This window comes from Streptomyces sp. NRRL S-646 (assembly GCF_000720765.1).
Classification (GTDB): Bacteria; Actinomycetota; Actinomycetes; order Streptomycetales; family Streptomycetaceae; genus Streptomyces.
Genome location: NZ_JODC01000005.1, coordinates 114,991 through 138,930, shown reverse-complemented (window position 1 = coordinate 138,930; position 23,940 = coordinate 114,991). Strand labels below are relative to the sequence as shown.

The 23,940-nt window shown below is 70.9% G+C and carries 26 protein-coding genes; 14 read left to right on the top strand and 12 right to left on the bottom strand.

The window, feature by feature from the left end:
- Window positions 1–2 precede the first annotated feature (2 nt).
- The 6 genes from IH68_RS0110520 to IH68_RS0110495 all read left to right on the top strand — a co-directional run bounded on the left by IH68_RS0110520 (window position 3) and on the right by IH68_RS0110495 (window position 6,242).
- On the top strand, window positions 3–1,220 hold the full coding sequence (locus IH68_RS0110520; protein ID WP_030932022.1) for a prenyltransferase/squalene oxidase repeat-containing protein: 1,218 nt from the start codon (window positions 3–5) through the stop codon (window positions 1,218–1,220).
- Window positions 1,217–1,852 carry an SCO2322 family protein gene (locus IH68_RS0110515; RefSeq protein ID WP_030932019.1) on the top strand — a complete coding sequence of 212 codons (636 nt, stop codon included), beginning with the start codon at window positions 1,217–1,219 and terminating at the stop codon, window positions 1,850–1,852. Before IH68_RS0110520 ends, IH68_RS0110515 begins: the two co-directional genes overlap by 4 nt.
- A 55-nt stretch (window positions 1,853–1,907) precedes the next feature.
- Window positions 1,908–2,978 (top strand): CbiQ family ECF transporter T component, encoded by a 1,071-nt coding sequence (locus IH68_RS0110510; protein ID WP_107057435.1) that lies wholly within the window; start codon window positions 1,908–1,910, stop codon window positions 2,976–2,978.
- The gene (locus IH68_RS0110505; protein WP_030932013.1) at window positions 2,975–4,711 is read left to right on the top strand and encodes an ABC transporter ATP-binding protein; all 1,737 of its coding nucleotides are present in this window, start codon (window positions 2,975–2,977) and stop codon (window positions 4,709–4,711) included. Before IH68_RS0110510 ends, IH68_RS0110505 begins: the two co-directional genes overlap by 4 nt.
- Window positions 4,708–5,520, top strand: a complete 813-nt coding sequence (locus tag IH68_RS0110500; protein WP_030932009.1) for an ECF transporter S component — start codon at window positions 4,708–4,710, stop codon at window positions 5,518–5,520. The genes IH68_RS0110505 and IH68_RS0110500 overlap by 4 nt, the downstream gene beginning before the upstream one ends.
- A gap of 302 nt (window positions 5,521–5,822) precedes the next feature.
- Window positions 5,823–6,242, top strand: coding sequence for a transglycosylase SLT domain-containing protein (locus tag IH68_RS0110495; RefSeq protein ID WP_030932006.1), 420 nt, complete (start codon window positions 5,823–5,825; stop codon window positions 6,240–6,242).
- Between the two features lie 15 nt (window positions 6,243–6,257).
- Here IH68_RS0110495 and IH68_RS0110490 read toward each other — a convergent pair whose 3' ends face one another.
- The 5 genes from IH68_RS0110490 to IH68_RS0110470 form a co-directional block, all read right to left on the bottom strand.
- Complete coding sequence (locus IH68_RS0110490; RefSeq protein WP_030932003.1) at window positions 6,258–7,514, bottom strand: hypothetical protein; 1,257 nt, start codon at window positions 7,512–7,514, stop codon at window positions 6,258–6,260.
- Between the two features lie 187 nt (window positions 7,515–7,701).
- The gene (locus IH68_RS0110485; protein ID WP_051833342.1) at window positions 7,702–8,160 is read right to left on the bottom strand and encodes a pyridoxamine 5'-phosphate oxidase family protein; all 459 of its coding nucleotides are present in this window, start codon (window positions 8,158–8,160) and stop codon (window positions 7,702–7,704) included.
- A 2-nt stretch (window positions 8,161–8,162) separates the two neighbouring features.
- Window positions 8,163–8,618, bottom strand: coding sequence for a hypothetical protein (locus tag IH68_RS0110480; protein WP_037884720.1), 456 nt, complete (start codon window positions 8,616–8,618; stop codon window positions 8,163–8,165).
- A 55-nt stretch (window positions 8,619–8,673) separates the two neighbouring features.
- On the bottom strand, window positions 8,674–9,159 hold the full coding sequence (locus IH68_RS0110475) for a GNAT family N-acetyltransferase (RefSeq protein ID WP_051833340.1): 486 nt from the start codon (window positions 9,157–9,159) through the stop codon (window positions 8,674–8,676).
- Between the two features lie 12 nt (window positions 9,160–9,171).
- The gene (locus IH68_RS0110470) at window positions 9,172–9,534 is read right to left on the bottom strand and encodes an ATP-binding protein (RefSeq protein ID WP_051833337.1); all 363 of its coding nucleotides are present in this window, start codon (window positions 9,532–9,534) and stop codon (window positions 9,172–9,174) included.
- 124 nt (window positions 9,535–9,658) lie between these two features.
- Here IH68_RS0110470 and IH68_RS0110465 point away from each other — a divergent pair, with 124 nt between their 5' ends.
- Window positions 9,659–10,507, top strand: coding sequence for a helix-turn-helix domain-containing protein (locus IH68_RS0110465; RefSeq protein WP_030931986.1), 849 nt, complete (start codon window positions 9,659–9,661; stop codon window positions 10,505–10,507).
- Window positions 10,467–10,751: a DUF397 domain-containing protein gene (locus IH68_RS52925; protein WP_078912402.1), complete on the top strand. Its 285-nt coding sequence runs from the start codon at window positions 10,467–10,469 to the stop codon at window positions 10,749–10,751. Before IH68_RS0110465 ends, IH68_RS52925 begins: the two co-directional genes overlap by 41 nt.
- Here IH68_RS52925 and IH68_RS0110455 read toward each other — a convergent pair.
- On the bottom strand, window positions 10,735–10,974 hold the full coding sequence (locus IH68_RS0110455) for a hypothetical protein (protein WP_030931983.1): 240 nt from the start codon (window positions 10,972–10,974) through the stop codon (window positions 10,735–10,737). The genes IH68_RS52925 and IH68_RS0110455 overlap by 17 nt on opposite strands.
- Window positions 10,975–11,021: 47 nt before the next feature.
- Window positions 11,022–12,191: a steroid 3-ketoacyl-CoA thiolase gene (locus IH68_RS0110450; protein ID WP_030931980.1), complete on the bottom strand. Its 1,170-nt coding sequence runs from the start codon at window positions 12,189–12,191 to the stop codon at window positions 11,022–11,024.
- 238 nt (window positions 12,192–12,429) lie between these two features.
- Between IH68_RS0110450 and IH68_RS0110445 the strand changes: the two genes are divergently transcribed.
- Window positions 12,430–13,665: a cytochrome P450 gene (locus IH68_RS0110445; protein ID WP_030931977.1), complete on the top strand. Its 1,236-nt coding sequence runs from the start codon at window positions 12,430–12,432 to the stop codon at window positions 13,663–13,665.
- Between the two features lie 55 nt (window positions 13,666–13,720).
- Here the strand turns inward: IH68_RS0110445 and IH68_RS0110440 are convergent, their stop codons facing one another.
- Window positions 13,721–15,772 (bottom strand): bifunctional glycosyltransferase 87/phosphatase PAP2 family protein, encoded by a 2,052-nt coding sequence (locus IH68_RS0110440; protein WP_030931974.1) that lies wholly within the window; start codon window positions 15,770–15,772, stop codon window positions 13,721–13,723.
- Window positions 15,773–16,069: 297 nt separating this feature from the next.
- Here IH68_RS0110440 and IH68_RS0110435 point away from each other — a divergent pair, with 297 nt between their 5' ends.
- Together IH68_RS0110435 and IH68_RS0110430 are read left to right on the top strand one after the other, a co-directional pair.
- On the top strand, window positions 16,070–17,119 hold the full coding sequence (locus tag IH68_RS0110435; RefSeq protein ID WP_030931969.1) for a DUF2330 domain-containing protein: 1,050 nt from the start codon (window positions 16,070–16,072) through the stop codon (window positions 17,117–17,119).
- Window positions 17,120–17,220: 101 nt separating this feature from the next.
- Window positions 17,221–17,889 carry an O-methyltransferase gene (locus IH68_RS0110430; RefSeq protein ID WP_030931966.1) on the top strand — a complete coding sequence of 223 codons (669 nt, stop codon included), beginning with the start codon at window positions 17,221–17,223 and terminating at the stop codon, window positions 17,887–17,889.
- Between the two features lie 116 nt (window positions 17,890–18,005).
- Here IH68_RS0110430 and IH68_RS0110425 read toward each other — a convergent pair whose 3' ends face one another.
- Window positions 18,006–18,398 (bottom strand): hypothetical protein, encoded by a 393-nt coding sequence (locus tag IH68_RS0110425; RefSeq protein ID WP_030931962.1) that lies wholly within the window; start codon window positions 18,396–18,398, stop codon window positions 18,006–18,008.
- Window positions 18,399–18,479: 81 nt separating this feature from the next.
- Here IH68_RS0110425 and IH68_RS0110420 point away from each other — a divergent pair, with 81 nt between their 5' ends.
- A complete protein-coding gene (locus IH68_RS0110420) occupies window positions 18,480–18,932 on the top strand; it encodes a DUF1992 domain-containing protein (RefSeq protein WP_030931958.1) in 453 nt (150 codons plus the stop codon).
- On the opposite strand, the gene IH68_RS0110415 is transcribed toward IH68_RS0110420, so the two are convergent.
- Window positions 18,921–19,379, bottom strand: a complete 459-nt coding sequence (locus IH68_RS0110415) for a hypothetical protein (RefSeq protein WP_030931955.1) — start codon at window positions 19,377–19,379, stop codon at window positions 18,921–18,923. The two genes, IH68_RS0110420 and IH68_RS0110415, sit on opposite strands and share 12 nt — an antisense overlap.
- 5 nt (window positions 19,380–19,384) lie before the next feature.
- Window positions 19,385–20,050 (bottom strand): hypothetical protein, encoded by a 666-nt coding sequence (locus IH68_RS0110410; RefSeq protein ID WP_030931952.1) that lies wholly within the window; start codon window positions 20,048–20,050, stop codon window positions 19,385–19,387.
- A gap of 602 nt (window positions 20,051–20,652) precedes the next feature.
- Here IH68_RS0110410 and IH68_RS0110405 point away from each other — a divergent pair.
- Together IH68_RS0110405 and IH68_RS0110400 are read left to right on the top strand one after the other, a co-directional pair.
- A complete protein-coding gene (locus IH68_RS0110405) occupies window positions 20,653–21,285 on the top strand; it encodes a dihydrofolate reductase family protein (protein WP_030931948.1) in 633 nt (210 codons plus the stop codon).
- A 4-nt stretch (window positions 21,286–21,289) separates the two neighbouring features.
- Entirely contained in the window at window positions 21,290–21,781 is a 492-nt protein-coding gene (locus tag IH68_RS0110400) for a GNAT family N-acetyltransferase (protein WP_030931932.1), read from the top strand.
- Here the strand turns inward: IH68_RS0110400 and IH68_RS0110395 are convergent.
- On the bottom strand, window positions 21,774–23,855 hold the full coding sequence (locus tag IH68_RS0110395) for an MDR family MFS transporter (protein ID WP_030931929.1): 2,082 nt from the start codon (window positions 23,853–23,855) through the stop codon (window positions 21,774–21,776). The genes IH68_RS0110400 and IH68_RS0110395 overlap by 8 nt on opposite strands.
- Window positions 23,856–23,940 lie beyond the last annotated feature (85 nt).

The following is a 23,940-nucleotide window of genomic DNA, read 5'->3' as shown; positions in this document are numbered from 1 at the left end:
TCATGAACGTCGTCCGCCGCAGCGCCGCGGTACTGGCCGCCACCACCGTCGTACTGGGCGCAGCCGTCCCCGCCTTCGCCGCGCCCTCCCCGTCCCTGCCCGACGGGCTGTACGGCACGTCCGACCCGAAGTACGACGGCGTCTGGCGCCAGTCGCTGGCGCTGCTCGCGCAGGACACCGTGGGTGTGAAGCCGGCGGCGAAGGCAGTGGACTGGCTGGCGGGACAGCAGTGCGCGAACGGGGCTTTCGCGCCGTTCCGCGCGGACGCGGCGAAGGCCTGTGACGCAAAGCTCATGGTCGACACGAACAGCACGGGCGCCGCCGTCCAGGCCCTCGCCGCACTCGGCGGGCACGACTCCGTCACCGGCAGGGCGGTCTCCTGGCTGAAGTCCGTGCAGAACAAGGACGGCGGCTGGGGCTACGCCCCGGGCGGAGCAAGTGACGCCAACTCGACGTCCGTCGTCATCGGCGCGCTCAGCGCCGTGGGCGAGAAGCCGGACCAGGTCGTGAAGGACGGCAGGTCTCCTTACGACGCCCTGCTGAAGCTCGCACTCCCCTGCGACGGGGACGGCACGGGCGCCTTCGCCTTCCAGCCGGACAAGAAGGGCAAGCTGTCCGCCAACGCGGATGCGAGTGCGGCTGCGGTCGTGGGCGCACTCGGCAAGGGGCTGACCGGGGACGCCCCGAAACCCACCGGCACGACCCCGACGTGCAAGAAGGCCACCGGCCCCGAGCAGGCGGCGCAGAACGGTGCCGCGTACCTCGTGGAGGCCCTGGCCAAGGACAAGCACCTGACGTCGACGCTGCCCGGCGCCAAGCCCCAGCCCGACTACGGCAACACGGCCGACGCGGTCCTCGCCCTCGCGACCGCGGGCCACGGTGACAAGGCGGCCGACGCCATGCGCTGGCTGGAGGCCAACTCCGGGGCGTGGGCCCGGCAGGCCGGGCCCGCCGCGTACGCGCAGCTGATCCTCGCGGCGAACGCGGAGACCTTCGACGTCCACGACTTCGGCGGCCAGGACCTGGTGAAGCTCCTCGACGCGACGGGCCCGGCGCCCGCCTCCGCCGCGACGCCCTCCGCGACCACCGGCCACCCGAAGAAGGCGGAGCACAAGGACGACTCCGGCGTCAGCGTCTGGTGGATGGTCGGCGTCGGCCTCGTCGGCGGCATCGGCGTCGGCTTCCTGATCAGCGGCCGCAAGAAGAAGGCCCAGCCGTGATACGCCGCCTGGTCCCGCTCCTTGCCGCGCTGCTGCTGGCCCTGACCGGCAGCGGCCAGGCCCAGGCCGCCGGTTACCGCTACTGGTCCTTCTGGGAGTACGACGCCGGTCACTGGACGTACGCCACCCAGGGCCCTGCCACCGCCCGCCCCGCCGACGGCGCCGTCCAGGGCTTCCGCTTCTCGGTGAGCGAGGACTCGGGCGACTCGGCGAAGCCGCGCGGGGCGGTGTCGTTCCCGGCGATCTGCGCACGGACGCCTGCGCAGGAGGGCAAGAAGCGCGTGGCGCTCGTCCTCGACTTCGGTACGGCGGCCGACGCGCCGTCCGGCGAGACACCGCCGACCCGTCGCACGGTCTGCGCGCGGGTGTCCGATGACGGCACGACGGCGGATGCGCTGGCCTCGGTGGCGAAGCCGCTGCGGTATGACACGAATGCGCTGTTGTGTGCGATCGGCGGGTATCCGCGGCAGGGGTGCGGGGAGCAGGTCTCCGGCGGGAAGAAGCCCACGGGTGCCGCGAAGGGCGGCACGAGGGACAGCGGCCCGTCGGTGGGGCTGTTCGCGGGGGCGGGGGCGGTCGCGCTGCTGGGCGCGGCGGCCGTGTGGCAGGCACGGCGACGCAGGCATGGCTGATCGGCCGAGTGCCATGTCACACACCGCCGGTACCGTGCGGAATACGGCCAGTGCCATGTCACACACCGCCGCGCCGCTGCACCCCGGGGCCTGGTGGCTCTGGTCCCTGGGCCTGGGCACCGCAGCCACCCGCACCACCAACCCGCTCCTGCTCGCCCTCCTCATCGCCGCGTCCGCCTACGTCGTCGCCACCTGCCGCGCCCGAGCCCCCTGGTCCCACTCCTACTCCGCCTTCCTCAAACTCGCCCTCGCCGTCCTCCTCATCCGTCTCGTCTTCGCGGTGGCTCTGGGCTCCCCCATCCCTGGCACCCATGTGATCGCCACGCTCCCCGAACTCCCGCTCCCCCACTGGGCGCAGGGCATCCGCATGGGTGGCAGGATCACCGCCGAGTCGCTCCTGTTCGCCTTCTACGACGGCCTGAAGCTGGCCACGCTCCTCATCTGCGTGGGCGCCGCGAACGCCCTCGCCAACCCGTCCCGTCTCCTCAAGTCCCTGCCGGGCGCGCTCTACGAGACGGGCGTCGCGGTGGTCGTGGCCCTCACCTTCGCGCCGAACCTCATCGCCGACGTCCAGCGCCTGCGCGCCGCCCGCCGCCTGCGCGGCCGCCCGGACAGCGGCATCCGCGGCCTGCTGCAGGTCGGACTCCCCGTCCTGGAGGGCGCGTTGGAGCGTTCGGTCGCCCTGGCCGCCGCGATGGACGCCCGCGGTTACGGCCGCAGCGCCGAGGTCCCGGCCGCCGTCCGCCGCACCACCGCCGCGCTCACCCTCGGCGGCCTGCTCGGCGTCTGCGCGGGAACGTACGGACTGCTCACCGCCGAAGGCGGCACGTACGGCCTGCCCTTGCTGCTCGCAGGGGTCGCCGCGGCCCTGGCCGGTCTGCGGCTGGGCGGCCGCCGCAGCCTGCGCACGCGTTATCGCCCGGACCGGTGGGACGCCCGCGCCTGGCTGGTCGCGGGATCGGGCGCCGCGGTCGCCGCGCTGCTCACCCTCGCCGCCGACGCCGACCCGGCGGCCCTGCACCCCGGTGTCGTGCCGCTGGTCGCGCCCACGCTGCCCCTGTGGCCGGCGGCGGCCGTACTCCTGGCCCTGCTGCCCGCCCTCATCGCCCCCAAGGAGCCGTCGTGATCCGCTTCGAAGATGTCTCCGTGACGTACGAGGGGGCGGCCGAACCCACTGTGCGGGGGGCGGACTTCGAGGTCCCGGAAGGTGAACTCGTACTCCTGGTCGGCCCGTCGGGAGTCGGAAAATCGACGATCCTCGGCGCGGTCAGCGGTCTCGTCCCGCACTTCACGGGCGGCACGCTGCGCGGCCGCGTGACGGTGGCGGGCCGCGACACCCGTACGCACAAGCCGCGCGAACTCGCGGACGTGGTGGGCACGGTGGGCCAGGACCCGCTCTCCCACTTCGTGACGGACACCGTGGAGGACGAACTCGCCTACGGAATGGAGTCGTTGGGCCTCGCACCCGACGTGATGCGCCGCCGCGTCGAGGAGACTCTCGACCTCCTCGGCCTGGCCGACCTCCGCGACCGCCCCATCGCCACCCTCTCCGGCGGCCAGCAGCAACGCGTCGCGATCGGCTCGGTCCTCACCCCGCACCCCCAGGTCCTGGTCCTGGACGAACCGACCTCGGCCCTCGACCCCGCGGCGGCAGAAGAGGTCCTGGCGGTCCTCCAACGCCTGGTCCACGACCTCGGCACGACGGTCCTCATGGCAGAACACCGCCTGGAACGGGTCATTCAGTACGCGGATCAGGTAGCCGTCCTGCCGGCTCCGGGAACCCCACTGCTGGTCGGCACCCCGGCCGAGATGATGGCCGTATCCCCGGTGTGTCCACCGGTGGTGGAACTGGGGCGGCTGGCCGGGTGGTCACCGCTGCCGCTGACAGTGAGGGATGCACGGCGCCGGGCAGGGACCCTGCGCGCCCAACTCGCGCAGCCTGCGGGCAGTCGTGCCGCTGGGGCGGCTCCCCACCCAAAGAGAGGCGGCACCCCGCAATTGCGGGCCGGGGACCCCGCCCCTGCCTCAGCCCCCACCCGCCGATGGCTGCCCCTCCTCCGCAAGCGCATGGCTCCCTCCCCCACACCACCCTCAACTCCCGCAGCCATCGCGGAAGTCCACGCCCTGTCCGTCCGCCGAGCCCACATCCAAGCCCTCCGCCACATCACCCTCACCATCACCCCCGGCGAAACCCTCGCCCTGATGGGTCGCAACGGCGCCGGTAAATCCACCCTCCTCAACACCCTCGTAGGCCTGATCGAACCCACCGCGGGTTCGGTAACCGTCGGCGGCGTCACCCCCCACCGCACACCACCCCCCGCCCTCATCCGCCACGTGGGCCTCGTCCCCCAGGAACCCCGCGACCTCCTCTACGCCGACACGGTCGCAGCCGAGTGCACGGCAGCCGACCGCGACGCCCAGGTCACCCCCGGCACCTGCCGCACGCTCCTCTCGAACCTCCTCCCCGACACCGGCGTCACCGACGACACCCACCCCCGCGACCTCTCCGAGGGCCAACGCCTCACCCTCGCCCTCGCTGTCGTCCTCACCGCCCGCCCACCTCTGCTGCTCCTCGACGAACCGACCCGCGGCCTGGACTACGCGGCAAAGGCCCGGCTCGTGACCCTGCTCCGCGACCTGGCAGCCGAAGGACATGCGATCGTCCTGGCCACGCACGACGTCGAACTGGCCGCCGAACTCGCCCACCGAGTGGTTCTGCTCGCCGACGGCGAGGTGATCGCGGACGGACCGACGGCCGAGGTCGTCGTCTCGTCCCCGTCCTTCGCCCCGCAGGTCACCAAGATCCTCGCCCCGCAGCAGTGGCTCACGGTCGCGCAGGTACGGGAGGCCCTGGCATGACGCCGCAGGCCCGCCCCATCCGCCTGGGCCCCCGTTCCCTCACCGCCCTCGCCCTCGTCAGCGCCGTGGGAGCGGCTGCCTTCGGCTGGCCCTTCCTCGCCCCGCCCACCTCCCGGCTCAGCGCCCACGCCCAGGACGCCCCCTGGCTCTTCGCGGGTCTGCTGGTGCTGCTGGTCGCCGTCGTCGCCGCGACCATCGCGGAGTCCGGGCTCGGCCCGAAGGCGGTCGCCATGCTCGGGGTGCTCGCGGCGACCGGCGCGGCTCTGCGCCCGCTCGGCGCCGGGACCGCGGGCATCGAGCCGATGTTCTTCCTGATGGTGCTGAGCGGACGCGTGCTCGGCCCGGGCTTCGGCTTCACCCTCGGCTCGCTCACGATGTTCGCGTCCGCGCTGCTCACGGGCGGGGTGGGCCCGTGGATGCCGTTCCAGATGCTGGCGATGGGCTGGTTCACGATGGGGGCCGGGCTGCTCCCGGGGCCCGACCGCCTGCGCGGCCGCGGCGAGCTCGCCCTGCTCGCCGTCTACGGCTTCCTCGCCGCCTTCGCCTACGGCACGATCATGAACCTGGCCGGCTGGCCCTTCATGGGCGCGCTGGCCTCGGGCATCGCCTTCGACCCGCAGGCCGCCGTCCCCGCCAACCTGGCCCGTTTCCTCGCGTACTGCGCGGCCACCTCGCTGGGCTGGGACCTGGGCCGGGCCGTCGTCACCGTCGTACTGACGCTCACGCTCGGCCCGGCGGTGCTCAGGGCACTACGCAGAGCCACCCGGCGGGCGGCGTTCGAGACCGCGGTCACGTTCGAGCCCCGTTGACCGGTGAACCACCCCACATGACCCACATCACCCACTACCTTCCTTAGTAGTGCATTTCGGACGCCATGTTCACGCCATAACCGCCTCTGACCTGCACTTTGAGAGCCAGGTCACACGAGGCTCGCCGCTCCCACATACGACCACAACTAGCAAATAGGGTCATTGCGGACCCCTTCCGAGCCTGCTTCTCTGGATGACGTCGCACGGCGCCGATGTGCCCTCAGGGCCACGGCGCCGACGCATGCCCCCCGGGTTTCACGGGACTGCGTGCGACCCCCTGTCCCCGAAGAAAAAGGTTCCTCGTGTTCGTCTCCCGCATCGCCCGCCGCATCGCGTCCCCGAAGAAGGCCCTCGCCTCCGCCGCCGTGGCTGCCGCCACCACCGGCATGGTGCTGACCGCGGCTCCCGCCCACGCCGCGACCGCCGACTCGGCCGCCGGCGCCCAGGCGATCGCGCACAAGATGATCCCGAGCGCGGCGCAGTACAACGCCTTCAGCAAGATCGTCGAGCGCGAGAGCGGCTGGAACGTCACCGCCACGAACTCCTCCTCCGGCGCCTACGGCCTGGTCCAGGCCCTCCCGGGCTCGAAGATGGCCAGCGCCGGCTCGGACTGGAAGACCAACCCCAAGACCCAGATCAAGTGGGGCCTGGACTACATGAACTCCCGCTACGGCAGCCCGACCGCCGCCTGGGCGTTCTGGCAGGCCAACGGCTGGTACTGAGCCGCCCCACCCGGCTCACCCCCGAGCCCGTACGCCGTCGAAGAACCGCACCACCTGCGGAGCCGACACGGCGAAGGAGCCGAAGTGGTCCACGGCTCCCTGATCGACCACCCGCACCCTCGTTCCCTGACCGGCGAGGGTGCGGGCGCATGTCCGGGCATTGCCGACGGGCACGTCGGTGTCGTTGTCACCGGCGTACAGCCGCACCGGCACGTCCGGCTTCCAGTCGCAGGTGTGGTCGGCGGCGCGCATCGCGTCCAGCAGCCCGCCCGAGGGGTGCCGCAACCGCTCCCGGAAGGCGGGCGTCAGCAGGTCCTCCACGGTGGGGGCGAGCCCCTTGATGACGTCGTCCTCCTCGTGGTTTCCGTCGTAGAGGCCCTCGACCCGGCCGGCGTACGGGGCGCGGAAGGCCTCCGCCGGGTCCTTGTAGATCGGGTGGAGACGGTTCTGCGCGACCAGCCAGTACGACATGTAGAGAACCCCGCTGGTGCCGTTGACCCGGCCGTCGAACAGCGCGGGCATCTCCTGGCCCTCCAGGTCGTACGGGCCGCTGATCGGCGCGAGGGCCTTCAGCCGGAAGTGGCCGTCGACGCCCTGCTCCAGCGCCTTGCCCAGCGCCATCGCGACCTGGCCGCCCTGTGAGAAACCGGTCGCGTACACGTCGCCGGTGAGCGGACGGCCGAGCCGGTCCGCCGCCGTGCGGGCCGCGCGCAGCATGTCGACGGAGGCGGTGACGGAGGAGCGGGTGTCCATGTACGGATGCGGGCCCGGACCCTCCCCGAGACCCAGGTAGTCGGGGGCGGCCACCGCACGCCCGGCGCTCGCGTTCAGATACGACGGGATCCGGCCGAAGTCCTCGCCCGCGGAGGGCGCGTAGCTGCGCTTGACCATCGTGCCGTGGGTGTCGGACACCAGGTCGAGCCGGTGGGCGCCGCCCTTGGGGAGGGTGAGGAGGCCGGTCGCGGTCGTGGGGTTCCCGTACGGGTCGACGGTCCGGTAGGTCAGCCGGTACGCCCGTACGCCGTACCGCACGGGGTCCGCGGCAACGCCCCGGTCGGCCACGAACCTCCTGACCTGCCCTGCGTCGCGGTCGGCGACCGGGATGACGGAGACCAGGTCTCCGCGTCGCGTCCGGTGGTGCGTCTGCTCGGCAGCGGTGGCCACGGGCACTGCCGCGAGCCCCGCGAGCAACAGGGCAGCGGCTCCCGCGAGAGCCTTCCGGGTCCGCCGACTGGTCGGCGTTTCACAGGATTTGCGCGTCTGATCGGTCATGGTCTCGACGCTAGGGACGCGCGCCTCATGTCGGCATCCGAGTGGCCCCCGCGTCCGTGGTGGACTTGAGTGCACCCTGCCCGTCCGGCTGCCCGGAGAGTTTGTACCTGCCTCGGCGCCTGGCTGGTGCTCCACCCGCCGAGGCGGCAGCCTCGGTCGCGCGGACCCGCTCGGGCGACGCGAGCGGTCAGTCCAGGTCGACCGGTACCCGGTGATCCGGCTGCCCGTCCTTGGCCAGGATCGAGTGGCCGTCGGCGACGGCGCGGTACAGCCGCATACCGGAGTCGCCCCCGACGTCCTCGGCGGTCCACACCCGCCCGCCGTGCCGCACGGAGCGCCGGGAGAAGACGTCGAGCCCGCGCGCGACGTGCGGCCCGTCCACGCACTCGGCGACGGCGGCCATGTACACCCCCTGACCGGTACCGATCGCCACCGACGAGTCGAAGACCGAGATCCCCACCTCGGGCCGTACGGCGATGTTGCGGGAGTGCAGGGCGTCCGGCGAGGAGACCCAGAAGAACTCTCGGTATCCGGCGTGAGCGAAGTAGACGGGCGAGCTCCACGGCCGCCCGCCCTCGTCGGCGGTGGCGAGCACCATGTACAGGTTCGCTTCGACGATGCGGCGCGCGATCTCACCGGCGTTCATGGTCAGCGCCTCCTGCGGTACGAGAGGGAGAAGTCCTGCTGCCAGCCCTCCGAGCCGTCCCGCCAGATCTCCCAGGCGCCCCGGATCGTGTCGCCGTCCTCGCCGACCTGCGCGATGTAGCGCTGCCGGAAGTCCAGCGGCGAGAAGTCCGGGGTCTCGCGCAGCAGCTGCCACACCCCGTCGGCGAAGGTCATCGAATACAGCCGTACGACGCCCCGCGAGTCGTAGTAGTGCTGTGTGTAGCCGCCCGTCTCCGGGTCGACGGCGATGATCGCCATGCTGTCCGGTGCGGGATTCGGGGCCTCGGTGCGCTGGACCAGGAACTGCCCGTCCAAGGTCCACTCGAACACGCTGCGCCCGGGAGGCACGTCCAACCCGGGAAACTCGGCCTCCACCACCCACTCGCCCACCAGGACGTCCAGCCGCTTCAGGGCTTCCTGCCGTTCCGCTGCACCCATCACGTGCACCTCCTTGTCGTCAGTGCAGACGGCAGCGGCGGGCGAAACTCATCGCTCAGCGAGCCGGCCGCAGCAGAGCGGTGCACAGCGCGGTCGTATCGTGCGGCGCGCCGATCTCGAAGCCCAGGCTCCGCAGGAACCCCAGCCCCGGCTCCCAGCCCCGCGGGCACGTGGCGGTCACGTTCCGCATCCCGCGCCCGGCAGCCTCCTGCAGCAGCCGGCGAGCGACATCCGTACCGATTCCCTCGCGCCGCGCCTCGGGGGCGAGGAGGAACACCCCCACCGAGCAGGTCTCGGCATCGGGATGACGGTCGACGACATCGACCAACCCGACGATGCCCCCGCCCCGGCACATCACCAGCAGCCGTTTCTGGTCGAAGTCGGCGCCGTCGGGAAGCGCGTAGTACAGGCTCTGTACGTCCGCCGAGAGGGCAGGATTGCCGGTCGCGGCGACGAAGTAGTCCTCGCAGGCCGCGAACAGAGCACCCACGCCCGGCTCGTCCTCCGGCCGCATCTCACGCACCGTCACGATCTCATCCACGGCTGCACCGCCTCACATCGCGCACTCGAACCACACCGTCTTACCACCGCCGACCGCGGGACCCACGCCCCATTTGTCGACCACGGCGTCGAGCAGCACGAGTCCGCGCCCGCCCTCCGCCTCCGGCGACAACTGCTCCGGAATGCAAGGTGGTTGAGGACAGCCGTCCGCCACCTCCACCCTGACTCCGGCCGCCGACCGCAACACCAGCAGCACACAGCGCCGGTCCGGAACATGCCGTACGACATTGGCGACCAGCTCGGTCACACCGAGCTCCACGGCGTCGGCCAGCTCCGCGAGCTCCCAGTCGTCGAGCAGCGAGCGGACGATACGGCGGATGTGCCGGGCCGAGTGCGCGCCTACGGTGAGGCTCATGCGGTAGGTGGGGGGAATGTATCGGTTCACAGGACGAGCTTGACCTGGTGCAACTACTTTGGGCTACGGGGTGAATACAACCCGCTTCGGAGTACGCAGAGTTGCTGCACAGAGGGGGCCGCGCGTGACCCACATCAACACCCTGGACCCGGGAGCCTCGCCGCTCGACTACTACGGCTACGAGCTGCGCCGCCTTCGTGAGGCCGCGGGCCTGACGCAACGGCAGCTCGGGGACATCCTGAACTACACCGGTTCGCTGGTCGGCCAGATCGAGACCGCACGGAAGGTGCCGACGCCCGAGTTCAGCGAGCGGGCGGATGCGGCGCTGGAATCGGACGGGTTGCTGTCGCGTCTCGTCGAGCTGGTGCTACGCAGTCAACTTCCGGCCTGGTTCAGGCAGGTGGCCGAGTTGGAGGCGAGGGCAGTCGAGATCTGCTCCTTTCAATCGCACATGATCCTTGGCCTGTTGCAGACCCCCGCGTACGCACGTGCCGTCCTCGGTGCGTTGGATCAGAACGACCTCGACGGCCGAACCGCGGTGCGACTCGCCCGCCAGCGCGTCTTCGAGAAGGCGGAGCCACCTGTCTTCTGGGCCGTCCTCAGTGAGGCTGCGCTTTACCAAGAGATCGGCGGCCGGGAAACCATGAGCGCCCAACTGGCGCACCTGTTGGCCTTCGAGAACAATCCCCGCATCAACGTTCAGATCCTGCCGTTCCCGGCTGGAGTTCACGCCGGACTTCAAGGCCCGTTCGACATCTACCGCTTCGCGAGCGATCCGACCATCCTCTACACGGAGGGTTACGGCAGCGAGCATCCCACCGCCAATCCAGACGCCGTCAAGGACTGCTCACTCCGTTACGATCATCTTCGGGCCGCCGCCCTCTCCCTCAGAGACTCGGCGGAGCTGATCCGGCGCGTGATGGAGGAACGCTATGGGCAACAAGTCGGCACTGTCGATCATCCAGTGGCGTAAGTCCAGCTACAGCGGTGACCAGGGCGGCCAGTGCGTAGAGTGCGCGCCCCTCGGCCCCACAACCTGGCGCAAGTCGTCATACAGCAGCGACCAGGGCGGCGACTGCCTCGAAGTCGCCGAAGCAACCCCCTGCGCCACCATCGCCATCCGCGACTCGAAGACCCCCGCCGGGCCGGTCCTCTCCTTCCGGCCCGACGCGTTCCGTAGTTTCGTCTCCTGGAGTGGCACTACGCCTGCTGAGTAACACCCCCCTTCTTGGCCGCCTGGTGGGATCTCCACTCCTTGCGGAAGAAGTAGGCGCGCAAGGCCCCGACCGCCAGGAACAGCAGTCCGAAGCCGGCCCTGCCCAGGCCTCCTGCCATGAAGAACCAGTAGAAGGCCAGGCCGGTGAAGAACGCGCAGATGGCGATGATGATGGGTTCGCGGATGTAGAAGGGCAGGACGCGGAGGATTAGGTTGATCAGCATGGGGGTAAGTTGACCAGTTCGCGTCAACCCCCGCCACCCGCTTGCGGCTACAGGCGCTGAATGATCGTGCCGGTGGCCAACCCACCCCCCGCGCACATGGTGATGAGCGCGAACTCCTTGTCCGCCCGCTCCAGTTCATGAAGCGCCGTCGTGATGAGCCGGGCCCCCGTCGCCCCCACCGGATGCCCGAGTGCGATCGCGCCGCCGTTGACGTTGACCTTCTCCAGGTCCTGTTCGAAGACCTGCGCCCAGCTCAACACCACGGACGCGAACGCCTCGTTGATCTCGACGACGTCGATGTCCTTCAGGGACATGCCCGCCTTGCCCAGCACGGCGCGCGTCGCGTCGATCGGCCCGTCGAGGTGGAAGTGCGGGTCGGCACCCACCAGTGCCTGGGCGACGATCCGCGCCCGCGGCTTCAGCTTCAGCGCGCGGGCCATCCGCTTGGACGCCCACATGATCGCCGCCGCGCCGTCGCTGATCTGGGAGGAGTTGCCCGCCGTGTGGATGGCCGTCGGCATGACCGGCTTCAGGCCCGCAAGGGCCTCCATGGTCGTGTCGCGCAGCCCCTCGTCGCGGTCGACGAGCCGCCACATGCCCTGTCCGGCGCGCTGTTCCTGCTCCGTGGTCGGGACCTGGACCGCGAACGTCTCCCGCTTGAAGCGCTCCTCGGCCCAGGCCGCGGCGGCCCGTTCCTGCGAGATCAGTCCCAGTGAGTCGACGTTCTCGCGCGTCAGGCCGCGATGGCGGGCGATCCGCTCCGCCGCCTCGAACTGGTTCGGCAGGTCCACGTTCCACTCGTCGGGGAACGGCTTCCCGGGGCCGTGCTTCGAACCCGACCCGAGCGGCACCCGCGACATCGCCTCCACGCCGCACGAGATACCGACGTCGATCACGCCCGCGGCGACCATGTTGGCCACCATGTGCGAGGCCTGCTGCGAGGAGCCGCACTGGCAGTCGACCGTCGTCGCCGCCGTCTCGTACGGCAGGCCCATGGTCAGCCAGGCCGTGCGCGCGGGGTTCATGGACTGCTCGCCGGCGTGCGTCACCGTGCCGCCGACGATCTGTTCGACCGCGTCGGCGGGCATGCCGGTGCGGCCGAGGAGTTCACGGTAGGTCTCGCCCAGGAGGTAGGCGGGGTGGAGGTTGGCGAGCGCGCCGCCGCGCTTGCCGACGGGGGTGCGTACGGCTTCTACGATCACGGGTTCCGCGGCCATGGTGGGGGATCCTCTCCTCCGGTACCCGCGCGGCGCGGGGGCGTCCCGGCCGGCCCCGCCACGCTGAACTAGTACGTGTTCTAGTTCTGGCAGCAGTCTGCTGACAGCGCGTCCACAACCGCAAGAGTCGTGCATGCAATTCGGCGTGCCGTACCTCTTGCCTCTTGTAGAACCCGTTACTACCTTCACGGCAAACCTGAAACCTGATGGACCGTCAGAACTCGAGCCGGAGTCGCCCATGCACTGTCCAGCTCTCCCCGACGGGTTCGACTTCACCGACCCCGACCTGCTGCACCACCGTGTGCCCCTGCCGGAGTTCGCCGAGCTGCGGCGGGCCGAACCGGTCCGCTGGATCCCGCAGTCGGGCAACATCGCCGGCTTCCAGGACGAGGGGTATTGGGCCGTCACCCGGCACGCGGACGTCAAGTACGTCTCCACCCACCCCGAGCTGTTCTCCTCATCCCTCAACACGGCGATCATCCGCTTCAACGAGCACATCGAACGCGACGCCATCGACGCGCAGCGGCTGATCCTGCTCAACATGGATCCGCCTGAGCACACCCGCGTCCGCCAGATCGTGCAGCGCGTCTTCACCCCGCGCGCCATACGGGCACTGGAGGACCGGCTGCGCGAGCGCGCCCACAACATCGCGCAGAGCGCCCGCGCGCAGACCGGCCCCTTCGACTTCGTGACCGACGTCGCCTGCGAACTGCCCCTGCAGGCGATCGCCGAGCTCATCGGCATCCCGCAGGACGACCGGGCGAAAATCTTCGACTGGTCCAACAAGATGATCTCGTACGACGACCCGGAGTACGCGATCACCGAGGAGGTCGGCGCCGAGTCGGCCACCGAGCTGATCTCCTACGCCATGAACATGGCCGCCGACCGGAAGCAGTGCCCGGCGAAGGACATCGTCACGACGCTGGTGGCCGCCGAGGACGAGGGCAACCTCAACTCCGACGAGTTCGGCTTCTTCGTGCTGATGCTGGCCGTCGCGGGCAACGAGACCACCCGAAACGCCATCACCCACGGGATGCACGCGTTCCTGACCCATCCCGAGCAGTGGGAGCTGTACAAGCGGGAGCGCCCGCAGACCGCGGCCGAGGAGATCGTGCGGTGGGCCACCCCGGTCAACTCCTTCCAGCGGACGGCCACTCAGGACACCGAGCTGGGCGGGAAGTCGATAAAGAAGGGGGACCGGGTCGGGATCTTCTACGCCTCCGCCAACCACGACCCGGAGGTCTTCACCGACCCCGACGCCTTCGACATCCTCCGCGACCCCAACCCCCACCTCGGCTTCGGCGGCGGAGGACCGCACTACTGCCTCGGCAAGTCCCTGGCCGTCCTCGAGATCGACCTGATCTTCAACGCGATCGCCGACGCCCTGCCGGGCCTCACCCTGGCCGGCGACCCGTCCCGGCTGCGTTCGGCGTGGATCAACGGCGTGAAGCACCTTCAGGTCCAGGTCGTTTGACGATCTCCGGCCGACCAGGGTCTCGGGCCGGCGGCCTCCCGGCGCCGCCGGCCCGTCAATGCTCCGAGGGCGCCCGACGGGTGTGCGCGGTCCCCGCGTCCGCCGGGGACTCGTCCTTCACGGCGATGGCGGCCGCGGTGGCCGCCCGCGGGCCCGACACCAGGTACTGCAGCCCGAAGCCCGCCCCGACCACGGTGGCACCGCCGACCGCGTCCAGGAACCAGTGGTTGCCGGTCGCGATGATCGAGGACAGCGTGAACAGCGGGTGCAGCAGACCGAAGGGCTTCAGCCACCACCTGGGCGCGAGGGTCACGATCACGATGCCGCACCACAGCGCCCAGGCGAAGTGCAGGGACGGCATGGCCGCGTACTGGTTGGTGAACTCGGTCAGCGTGCCGTAGTTCGGCTTGGAGAAGTCCTGGACCCCGTGCACCGTGTCGATGAAGCCGAGCCCCGGCATCAGGCGCGGCGGCGCCAGCGGGTACAGCCAGAAGCCCATCAGGCCGAACACGGTGGCCAGGCCCAGGGCCGAGCGCGCCCAGCGGTAGTCCACAGGGCGCCGCACATAGAGCACGGCCAGGATGGTGAGCGGGACGCCGAAGTGGAACGACAGGTAGTAGTAGTCGAGGAAACCGCGCAGCCAGTCGACCTTCACCACGGCATGGTTGACCCAGTGCTCGAAGTCGACGGAAAGCCACAGCTCGATCCGGTGGATCTGGTGTCCGTGGTGTTCCGCGGTGGCCCGGTCGGCGGTCACCCCGAGCCGGATCTGCTGGTAGGCGGCGTAGGTGACACGCATCAGGAGGAGTTCGAGGAGCAGGTTCGGGCGGGTGAGGACCCGGCGCAGGAACGAAACGACGGGGACGTGCCGGAAGCGGGCCCGGACCGGGGCGGCGTACTCCGTCGGGACCGGAGAGCGGTAGTACGGCGAGGTGCGGGACAGGAACGGCACGACGGTGGCCGCGGCGAGCGCGGCGACCAGCACCAGGTTGTCCCGCAGCGGGTACAGCCGCTCCATGTTCGGCAGCATCATTTTCGCGGGCAGTGTCATCACCAGGACCACGGCGACCGGCCACACATACCGGTCGGAGGCCCGCCTGCCGACCCGTCCGACGACCGCGAGCAGCACCCACAGCAGCTGGTGCTGCCAGGCGGTCGGCGACACGGCGATCGCCGCGCAGCCGGTGACGGCGACCGCGAGGAGCAGCTGCCCGTCGCGCGCGTAGCGCACGGCGCGGCGCACACCGAGCACGGCGACCGCCGTGCCCAGCGCGAAGAACAGGACGATCTCCACAGGGCCGGAGAATCCGAGCCGGAGCAGCGCGCCGTGCAGGGACTGGTTGGCGAGGTCGTCGGCCTTGCCGCCGAGGCCGGCGCCCGCGATGTGGTGCACCCAGTAGGTGGACGAGTCGTGCGGCATCGCGGCCCACGCGAGCGCCGTGCAGGCGGCGAAGGTGATCCCGGTGGCGGCCGCGGCACGGCGGCGCCCGGTGAAGCACAGCAGCGGGGCGAAGAGCAGCACGGTCGGCTGGAGGGCGGCGGCAAGACCGATCAGCAGGCCGCTGCTGCGTTCGCCGCGGACGACGAAGCAGCCGACGAGCACCAGCAGGACCGGGATGATGCTGGTCTGCCCGAGCCGCAGCGTGTTGCGCACCGGCAGCGACAGCATCAGCAGGCTGATCGCGAGCGGTGCGGCGAACAGGGAGGTCCGCCGGCTCACCGGCTGCGGCAGCGCACGCGCCACGATCAGGCCGAGCGCGACCACCAGCAGCAGCGTGCCGAAGGTCCAGCCCCAGCCGAGTGCCTGCTCGGCCGCCCGGGTGAGGGGCTTGAGGACCAGTCCGCCGAACGGAGTGCCGGTGAACTGCGTCGAGTCGTAGAGCGACCCCTTCACATGCAGGACGCCGTGCGGACCGACCCAGGTCTCCAGATCCGTCAGCCGTTCACCCCTGGGTGTACTGAGGACGACGGCCACCTGGCGTACGGCGAGTACGGCCGCGACCAGCCACAGGCCGAGGCGGACCACATGCAGGCGTCTGGGGCCCCCTCCGAGGGCTGTCGCTCCGAAGGTTTCCGCCGGTCGCCCGCTGTGCTCCACGTTCGCCACGCCTGGTCGGCCTCCCGCCCCTTCGCTCCTTTTCGCACCCTGTGGTTCGGATCGTCCCCGTTGGAGAGACGCAGGACGTCCCGGATTCACCTGCCGTACGTGCTCCATTTGTCGGGATGACCATAGTGCGCCCGATAAGCGATCGCCTCCGGAACCGCCGAGGCCCCCGTACCGTGTGAAGCTCTGTCCACGGCAGCACGGAGGCTTCGGGGAATGGCCTGTTTCCCGCGGAGATGCACACGCGCACGGTTACTGGCGGTCGTTGTGACCCTGCTGGCGACTCAGCTGGGGTCATTGATGGCACCGGCGTACGCGTGCGGCTGCGGCGCGTTGATCCCCGAGGGGCAGCGGCGGGTGAGCGTCGGCCGTGAGGAGTCCGTCGTGCGCTGGGACGGCAGCCGGGAACAGATCGTGATGTCCCTGACGGTCGGCGGGGACGCCGGCCGGGCCGCCTGGATCATGCCGGTCCCGCACCGCGCGACGGTCGAGCTCGGCGACCCGGCGCTGTTCACCCAGCTCGCCGCCACCACCGCCCCCGTCCACCGCGACCGCTACCACTTCTGGCCGCAGGACGGCGACTGGCCGCTGGTCACCGGCGACGGCAGCAGCGCGGGCGGCCCGCCCGGGGCCGGTGCCGGCGCTCCCGGCGTGGGCGTGGTCGGCCGGCAGAAGCTCGGCCCCTTCGACGTGGCCCGCCTGACCGCCACCGACCCGGCCGCCCTGAACGCCTGGCTCGACACCAACGGCTTCGCCATGCCGCCCCGCCTCCAGGACGCCCTCCAGCCGTATGTGAGCCGCCGCTGGGAGTACGTCGCCGTCCGCCTCTCCCCCGGCACCGCGAACACCGCGCTGAACGGCAGGCTGGACCCGCTCCACCTCACCTTCGCGTCCGGGCAGCCCGTCTACCCGATGCGCCTGTCCCGCCTGGCCCGCACCCCGCAGTCCCTGGGCCTGTACGTCCTCGCCGCGCACCGCATGGAGACCCGCTCCGCGATCGGCGGCGAGCGTCCCCGCGTCACCTACGCCGGACGTGTCACGGCGAAGTCGGGCCCGCTGGCCGAGCTGGCCGCGGGCACACCGTTCCTGACCGCGATCGGCCAGGAGTTCCCGTACCCGTCGTCGATCTCCGGCGACCACGTACTGCGCCGGGCGTCCGCGGACACCCCGTTCCAGCAGGTGATCTACGAGGACCGGCTGCGCAAGGTGGCCGGGATCCCGGCGTGGCTGCTGACGGTCTCCGGCGCCTTCGCCTTTGCCGTCGCGGCCGTGACGGTGTTCGCGGTACGGCGTTCCCGGCGCCCGGTGCCGCCTCCGCCGCCGGTGCACGCGCCTCCACCGATCAGCTGAACCCGGCCGTCATGATCTCCCTGACGGGGCACCGGCCCGCGGCTATATTCATTAGGGCAGCTAGTTAGAAGCGCTAAGCAGTCACACGGAAGGCACAGCGAATGAGCGAGTCGCAGCTCTGGGACGACGTGGACGAGTACTTCAGCACCCACCTCTCACGGAACGACGACGCCCTCGAAGCGGCCCTCCGCGACAGCGACGCCGCCGAGCTCCCGCAGATCGCGGTGACCCCGCTCCAGGGCAAGTTCCTGCAGCTCCTCGCCCAGATCCAGGGCGCCCGCACCATCCTGGAGATCGGCACCCTCGGCGGCTACAGCACCATCTGGCTGGCCCGCGCGCTGCCCGAGGACGGCCGCCTGATCTCGCTCGAGTACAGCGCCAAGCACGCCGAGGTCGCCGGCCGCAACATCACGCGCGCGGGCCTCGACCGGATCGTCGAGGTGCGGGTCGGCCCGGCCCTGGAGTCGCTGCCCAAACTGGCCGACGAGAACCCGCCCCCCTTCGACCTGGTCTTCATCGACGCCGACAAGGTCAACAACCCGAACTACGTGGAGTGGGCCCTCCGGCTCACCAGCGCGGGCAGCCTGATCGTCGTGGACAACGTCGTACGCGGCGGCCGGGTCGCCGACGCGGACAGCAATGCGCCCGACGTGCTGGGCAGCCGCGCCGCCGTCGAACTGATCGGCTCGCACCCGCGGTTGAGCGGCACGGCGATCCAGACGGTGGGCAGCAAGGGCTACGACGGCTTCGCGCTGGCGCGCGTGCTTTAGCGCTCCGCGGGTGGGGTCCCCGTCCAAGGGGGGCCGTCGATGCCTGCGGCGCCGTCGTGGCTGGTCGCGCAGTTCCCCGCGCCCCTTCGGGGCGCAGCGGACTTCACCCGGCCGCTTCAGTACTCGTGGTAGAAGCCGACGTTGACGCTGCGTGGGGCGGTGCGGTCCTGGACGACGATCTCGCCGCTGCCGCCTCTGGGCAGCGCCACGGTCCCGCCGTAGGCGAGCGGCTGCGCGTACTCCCCGACGATCAGCCGGACCTCGGAGGACGGGTCGGCCTGTGAGCCGCGCAGCCAGGTCAGCTGCCAGATCCCCTCGGGGCCGCACAGGAACTCCAGGTGGACCCGGGAGATGAACAGCCAGTCGTCGGGCGTCGCAAGACGGCACACGGACGTGTCCCGCCCCACCCGCAGCACGGCACCGGGCTCACTGGGTGCGTCGGCCATGAGCATGCCGGCCGTGGCCCCCTCTTCCGCCCCGGAGACGGTGGCCATGGTCAGTTCGAGCACGCGCTGCTCCTCTTGAAGTGTCCTTACACAGCGGCCGCATGATAAATCGCCCGGGCATGCCGCGTCCGGCACAATGGAGTCATGACCGAGCGAAAGCCACCGGGTGTGCCGTTCGAGTCCTGGGTCGACAAGCAGATCCGTGACGCCGAAAGACGCGGCGAGTTCACCCAACTGCCCGGTGCGGGCAAGCCGTTGCCCGCCGGTACCGACACCTCGTACGACGAACTGTGGTGGATCAAGCAGAAGATGGCCCGCGAGGGTCTGTCCGTGCTGCCGCCCACGCTCGCCCTGCGCAAGGAGGCCGAGGACGCGCTGGCGGCAGCGTATGCGGCGCCCTCGGAGCGGATCGCGCGGAAGATCGTCACCGACGTCAACGTCAAGATCCGCGACATGATGTTCAAGCCGCCGCCCGGCCCCCCGCTCGGGATGAAGCCGTACGACGTCGAGGAGGTCGCACGGGAGTGGCGGGAGCGCCGGACGACGGCGAGGGACGCTGAGAGGGATACGGGTACTTCGAACGGGTCACCCGTGTAGGAGTCGTTCCGCCAGGTTCCGGTAGTCCCGCAGGGCCAGCCGGAGCTGTTCGGTGTCCTCGCCGTCCTGCCAGGACATGCGCAGGGTGCGGCGCCGCCGGGTCAGGGCCTCGGTGAACTGTCCGGCGATCTCCTCGACCACGTGATCGGCCTCCTCGACGGAGTCCCGCGGCCCGTCCACGAACCCGGAGACCGCGTGGCGAAGGCGGAGCTCCAGCTTGTCGCACTCGTCGTGCGGGAGGAGGCGGCCGCTGGTCGGGGTCGTGGTCGGGGTGGTGGTGGTGGGGCCGGGAGTGCCGGTGGGCCGGCCGGGGGCCGTGCCCTCGTGACCCGCCCCGGTTTCCGCCTCCTCCGTCACCTCCTGCGGGGTGGGCGTCACCGTGGTGCGGTTCGTCCTGTCCTCGGCCTCGGCACCTTCGGCGGCGGGGCCGGTCGTCGCATCCGTCATGTCGCTCAGCTCCCCTTGGCTTGGCGTCGGTTGAGGGCCCAGGGCAGGTGGCCGCGGCTCTCGTGCTTGTGGACCTTGGTGCGGGTGGCGGCGGACGCCGGAGTCTTCTCGGTGCGGCGGGGCGGGGCGGTCAGGTCCTCGAAGAGGGCCCGGGCCTCCACCATCGCCTCGCGCATCTCCTCCGTGTCGGCCCGGTCGCCGTCCTGCCCGCTCACGCGTGCGACACGGTGGACGTGTCGGTAGCCGTGGACGTGGTCGGCGTGGTGGACGGAGAGGGCGGCGAGCTGTTCCTCGTAGTGGCTGTCGTCGGGGAAGCCACGGAGGGCGGCGAGCTCCGCGAGCAGCCGGTCCGCCTCGGTGACCGCTTCCCGCGGCGCGTCGACGAAGCGCTCCTGGGCGGCCGTCCAGCGGGCCGTGAACTCCTCGCGCCTGCCCGGCTCCAGCGGCTGCTCGCGCAGCGATCCGTGCCGCTCCACGCGCTCCGTGAGCTCACGCTCGGCGGCCTTGGCGTCCCCGTCGTGCCGGGCCAGCGTCCGGTCGTACTCGGGCCCGAAGCGCCGCTTCAGGTCCCGGCCGCCGTACCCGCCCCGGGCACGCAGAGTGAGGGCGGCCGCGACAACGACCACGGCCGCCACGATCACGATCAGAGCAATGATCATGCCTGTGGACATGGGTGCCTTCCGGTGTGTCGGCCCCGTGGGCCGGTTCCTCGTCCGGGTTGCCCGGAAGCCACCCCTCAAACGGCGGACGGGGCCTCCCGGGTCGCCTCGGAGGCGGCGACGAAGTCGACGATGCGACCCCGCGCCGGTCATAACCCGTGGCGACTGCACGGCAGAGGCAAGGACGCCTGGACACGGCCCGCTTCCCGGCGTCCGCGTGGTGGAGCCGGCCGGGTACCGGGCCCGGCCCGTCCGCCGCCATGCTCCTCGCCGACCTGGGCGCCGACGTCGTCCGCGTGGACCACCCTGGCGGCGCCGGGCACGCGATCGACACGGAGTACGACAGCGGACGGATCCTTTGGCGCCCCGACCGGAACCCGCACGGCCCAGAGCCTGCCCAGCGAATCGACTCGGCGTCGCGGGCCCTGGCACAGCCCACCGCCCCGCTCGGTGCGGCCACAAGGCGCGGTTTCCTACCGCCGGCCAGGGCGCAGAGCCGGTCGCTGCGGTTCATGGCGACGCGCCTGCGAATTCGTGCGGTCGGTGTGTCGATTTCGCGGGCGGCCGATCGACGCAGGGGTGCAGAGGCCCGGAAGCGTACTGAGGAGGTTGTCATGGGTGAGGTCATCGCACGGCTGGCCATGTCGCTCGACGGATACATCGCGGGGCCCGAGTCGGGGCGCGAGCACCCGCTCGGGATCGGCGGGGAACGGCTGCACTCGTGGGTGTACGGGCTGCGGACGTTCCGGCAGATGCAGGGGATGAAGGGCGGGGACACCGGACCCGACGACGACCTGATCGCCGAGCATGTCACTCGGCCCGGCGCGGTCGTGATGGGCCACGGCATGTACATCACGGGGGAGATCCCGTGGGGCGACGAGCCGCCCTTCCACGCGCCCGTGTACGTCGTCACCCACCACGCCCGCGAGGCGCTGGTGAAGAAGGGCGGCACCACCTTCCACTTCGTCACCGAGGGCCCGGAGCGGGCGCTGGAGCTGGCCAGGGAGGCGGCCGGCGACAAGGACGTGTCGCTGGCGGGCGGCGCGGATCTCGTGCAGCAGTTCATCCGGGCAGGGTGGCTGGACGAGCTTCTCCTGCACGTCGTGCCGGTCCTCGCCTGCGGGGGCCGCCGGCTCTTCGACGACCTGGGCGACCAGCACATCGAGTGGCAGAAGACGCAGGTCCTGGACTCACCGGGGGCGACCCATATTCGGTTGCGTGCCCCGCACACCGTCTCCGCACAATGACCGGGTGACCTGGACGATCTCCCCCGAACCCGTCGACTCCCCCGTGGCCGCGGCCCTTTGGCGGGCCTACTACACGGAGGTCAGCGACCGCTATTACCTCCTGCACGAGGGGCGGCGGACCGACCCGGCCGAGCTGGAGCGGGAGATCGCGGCCAACACCGGCGCCGAACTGGCCCCGCCGACGGGCCGGTTGCTGGTCGCACGGTACGGCGGCGCGCCCGCGGGGTCGGCGGGTGTACGGCTGCTGGATGCCACGACCGCCGAGCTGACCCGGGTGTTCGTGCACGAGGGGATGCGCGGCAAGGGCGGGGCCGCGCTCCTCGTGGCTGCTGCCGAGGAGGCCGCCCGGGACCTCGGCGCCGATCAGCTGATCCTCGACACCCGTGGCGACCTCGTGGAGGCCCGCGCCCTGTACGCACGGCTCGGCTACCGGGAGACGGAGCCGCACAACGACGCCGAGTACGCCGAGCACTGGTTCCGCAAGGACCTCAACTGACCTTTGCCACCGACTCCTTGTACGGCCTCTCCTCGTCCGAGCCGCACATCTCGTCGTTCAGTTCCTTGACCAGACGGTTCAGGTCGGTCGGCCGGTCCGGGCCCCACCAGTCGCCGAGCAGTTCCGCGAGCGACTCCTCGCGGGCCTGCGCGAGCCGTTCGGCCACCTCGCGGCCCTGGTCGGTGAGGACCAGATCGATGCCCTCCCGGGTGGCAAGGCGCCGCTCCTCGAGCTGGCGGGCGGCGGCGATGACCACCCGGAGCGGCACCGTGCTGCGCTCCGCGAGCACGCCCGGCTCGGCCCAGCCGTACTTCTTGATCCGCAGCAGCAACCAGCTCGCCGCGGGCAGCAGGTCGTAGCCCGCCCGTTCGGTGATCTTCTGGTAGACCTCGCGCCGGCCGTCCCGCGTGCCCAGCAGGGACAGCGCGCGGCACACCTCGTCGTACGAGGACCGCTCGACCGGATTGCTGGCCAGGGTCTCCGTGACGTCGGGCGCGGTGACGGAGCCGCGCAGCCTGTCCTCCTTGAGGAACCAGGCCAGGACGAAGCCTAGGAGGGCGACGGGGGCGGCGTACAGGAAGACGTCGGTGATGGACGAGGCGTACGCGTGCAGGGCGGGCCCGCGCAGGGCGGGCGGCAGTGAGCCGATGCCGCGCGGGTCGGACTTGAGGGCGTCCGCGGAGATGCCCGCGGGGAGGCGGGTGCCCCGGAAGGCGTCCGTCAGTTTGTCGCCGAGGCGGCTCGCGAAGACCGTGCCGAAGATCGCCACGCCGAAGGAGGCCCCGATCGAGCGGAAGAAGGTCGCGCCGGAGGTGGCTACGCCGAGGTCCTCGTAGGAGACGGCGTTCTGCACGATGAGCACCAGCACCTGCATGACCAGGCCGAGTCCGAGGCCGAAGACGAAGAAGTCGACGCTCATCTCGGCCGTGGAGCTGTTCTCGTCGAGCTGGTGGAGGAGCAGCAGGCCGAGGGTGGTGACGCCCGTGCCCGCGATCGGGAAGACCTTCCAGCGGCCGGTGCGGCTGACGATCTGGCCGGAGGCCGTGGACGACAGCAGCATGCCGAACACCATGGGCAGCATGTGCACGCCGGACATGGTCGGCGTCACGCCCTGGACGACCTGGAGGAAGGTCGGCAGATAGGTCATCGCGCCGAACATGGCGAAGCCGACGACGAAGCTGATGACCGCGGAGAGGGCGAAGGTGCGGATGCGGAACAGCTTGAGCGGCAGGACGGGTTCGGCCGCTCTCCGCTCCACGGCCACGAACGCGACGGCCAGTCCTACGCCCAGGAGTATCATCCCGGCGATCTGTGTCGAACCCCAGCCCCAGGTCGTGCCGCCGAGGGAGGCGACCAGGATCAGACAGGTGGCGACCGCGGCGATGAGGAAGGTGCCGAGGTAGTCGATGACGTGCTGCGCGGTCTTGCGGGGGATGCGCAGGGCGGTCGCGATCACGGCGAGGGCGACGACACCGACGGGAAGGTTGACGTAGAACACCCAGCGCCAGCTGAGGTGTTCGGTGAACAGCCCGCCGAGCAGGGGCCCCAGCACGCTCGTCGCACCGAAGACGGCCCCGAACAGGCCTTGGTAGCGGCCGCGTTCACGGGGCGCGACGACATCCCCGACGATCGCCATCGACAGCACCATCAACCCGCCGCCGCCCAGGCCCTGCACCGCCCGGAACGCGATCAACTGAGGCATGTTCTGCGCCATTCCGCAGAGCGCGGAACCGATGAGGAAAATCACGATCGCGGTCTGGAACAGCCGCTTCCGCCCGTACTGGTCACCGAGCTTGCCCCACAGCGGGGTCGCGGCGGTCGAGGCCAGCAGATACGCCGTGACCACCCAGGACAGGTGGTCGAGGCCGCCCAGGTCGCTGACGATGGTGGGCAGCGCGGTCGACACGATGGTCTGGTCGAGGGCGGCGAGCAGCATCCCGAGGAGCAGGGCCCCGATCGATACGAGTACGTTCCCGGACACGTGCTCCTGGGCGGCACTGCCCCGCTGCGGGGGCTTCGCGGATGCCTGTGCGTCACGCACATTCCCCGTCATACCGTGCGCATCCCCGGCCATGAAGACCTCCCGCGGCTCTCGTTACACGTCCATGGTGATCGGTGTGACCGGTTATGGCCTGTTGAGTCCTGGTGGAACCCGATAT

Bases quoted from the DNA above. Each gene is read 5' to 3' on its own strand.
- IH68_RS0110520 (WP_030932022.1), top strand. From the start codon at position 3: ATGAACGTCGTCCGCCGCAGCGCCGCGGTACTGGCCGCCACCACCGTC.
- IH68_RS0110510 (WP_107057435.1), top strand. From the start codon at position 1,908: ATGTCACACACCGCCGCGCCGCTGCACCCCGGGGCCTGGTGGCTCTGG.
- IH68_RS0110500 (WP_030932009.1), top strand. From the start codon at position 4,708: ATGACGCCGCAGGCCCGCCCCATCCGCCTGGGCCCCCGTTCCCTCACC.
- IH68_RS0110490 (WP_030932003.1), bottom strand. From the start codon at position 7,514: ATGACCGATCAGACGCGCAAATCCTGTGAAACGCCGACCAGTCGGCGG.
- IH68_RS0110485 (WP_051833342.1), bottom strand. From the start codon at position 8,160: ATGAACGCCGGTGAGATCGCGCGCCGCATCGTCGAAGCGAACCTGTAC.
- IH68_RS0110480 (WP_037884720.1), bottom strand. From the start codon at position 8,618: ATGGGTGCAGCGGAACGGCAGGAAGCCCTGAAGCGGCTGGACGTCCTG.
- IH68_RS0110470 (WP_051833337.1), bottom strand. From the start codon at position 9,534: ATGAGCCTCACCGTAGGCGCGCACTCGGCCCGGCACATCCGCCGTATC.
- IH68_RS52925 (WP_078912402.1), top strand. From the start codon at position 10,467: ATGGGCAACAAGTCGGCACTGTCGATCATCCAGTGGCGTAAGTCCAGC.
- IH68_RS0110455 (WP_030931983.1), bottom strand. From the start codon at position 10,974: ATGCTGATCAACCTAATCCTCCGCGTCCTGCCCTTCTACATCCGCGAA.
- IH68_RS0110450 (WP_030931980.1), bottom strand. From the start codon at position 12,191: ATGGCCGCGGAACCCGTGATCGTAGAAGCCGTACGCACCCCCGTCGGC.
- IH68_RS0110445 (WP_030931977.1), top strand. From the start codon at position 12,430: ATGCACTGTCCAGCTCTCCCCGACGGGTTCGACTTCACCGACCCCGAC.
- IH68_RS0110435 (WP_030931969.1), top strand. From the start codon at position 16,070: ATGGCACCGGCGTACGCGTGCGGCTGCGGCGCGTTGATCCCCGAGGGG.
- IH68_RS0110430 (WP_030931966.1), top strand. From the start codon at position 17,221: ATGAGCGAGTCGCAGCTCTGGGACGACGTGGACGAGTACTTCAGCACC.
- IH68_RS0110420 (WP_030931958.1), top strand. From the start codon at position 18,480: ATGACCGAGCGAAAGCCACCGGGTGTGCCGTTCGAGTCCTGGGTCGAC.
- IH68_RS0110415 (WP_030931955.1), bottom strand. From the start codon at position 19,379: ATGACGGATGCGACGACCGGCCCCGCCGCCGAAGGTGCCGAGGCCGAG.
- IH68_RS0110410 (WP_030931952.1), bottom strand. From the start codon at position 20,050: ATGTCCACAGGCATGATCATTGCTCTGATCGTGATCGTGGCGGCCGTG.
- IH68_RS0110405 (WP_030931948.1), top strand. From the start codon at position 20,653: ATGGGTGAGGTCATCGCACGGCTGGCCATGTCGCTCGACGGATACATC.
- IH68_RS0110395 (WP_030931929.1), bottom strand. From the start codon at position 23,855: ATGGCCGGGGATGCGCACGGTATGACGGGGAATGTGCGTGACGCACAG.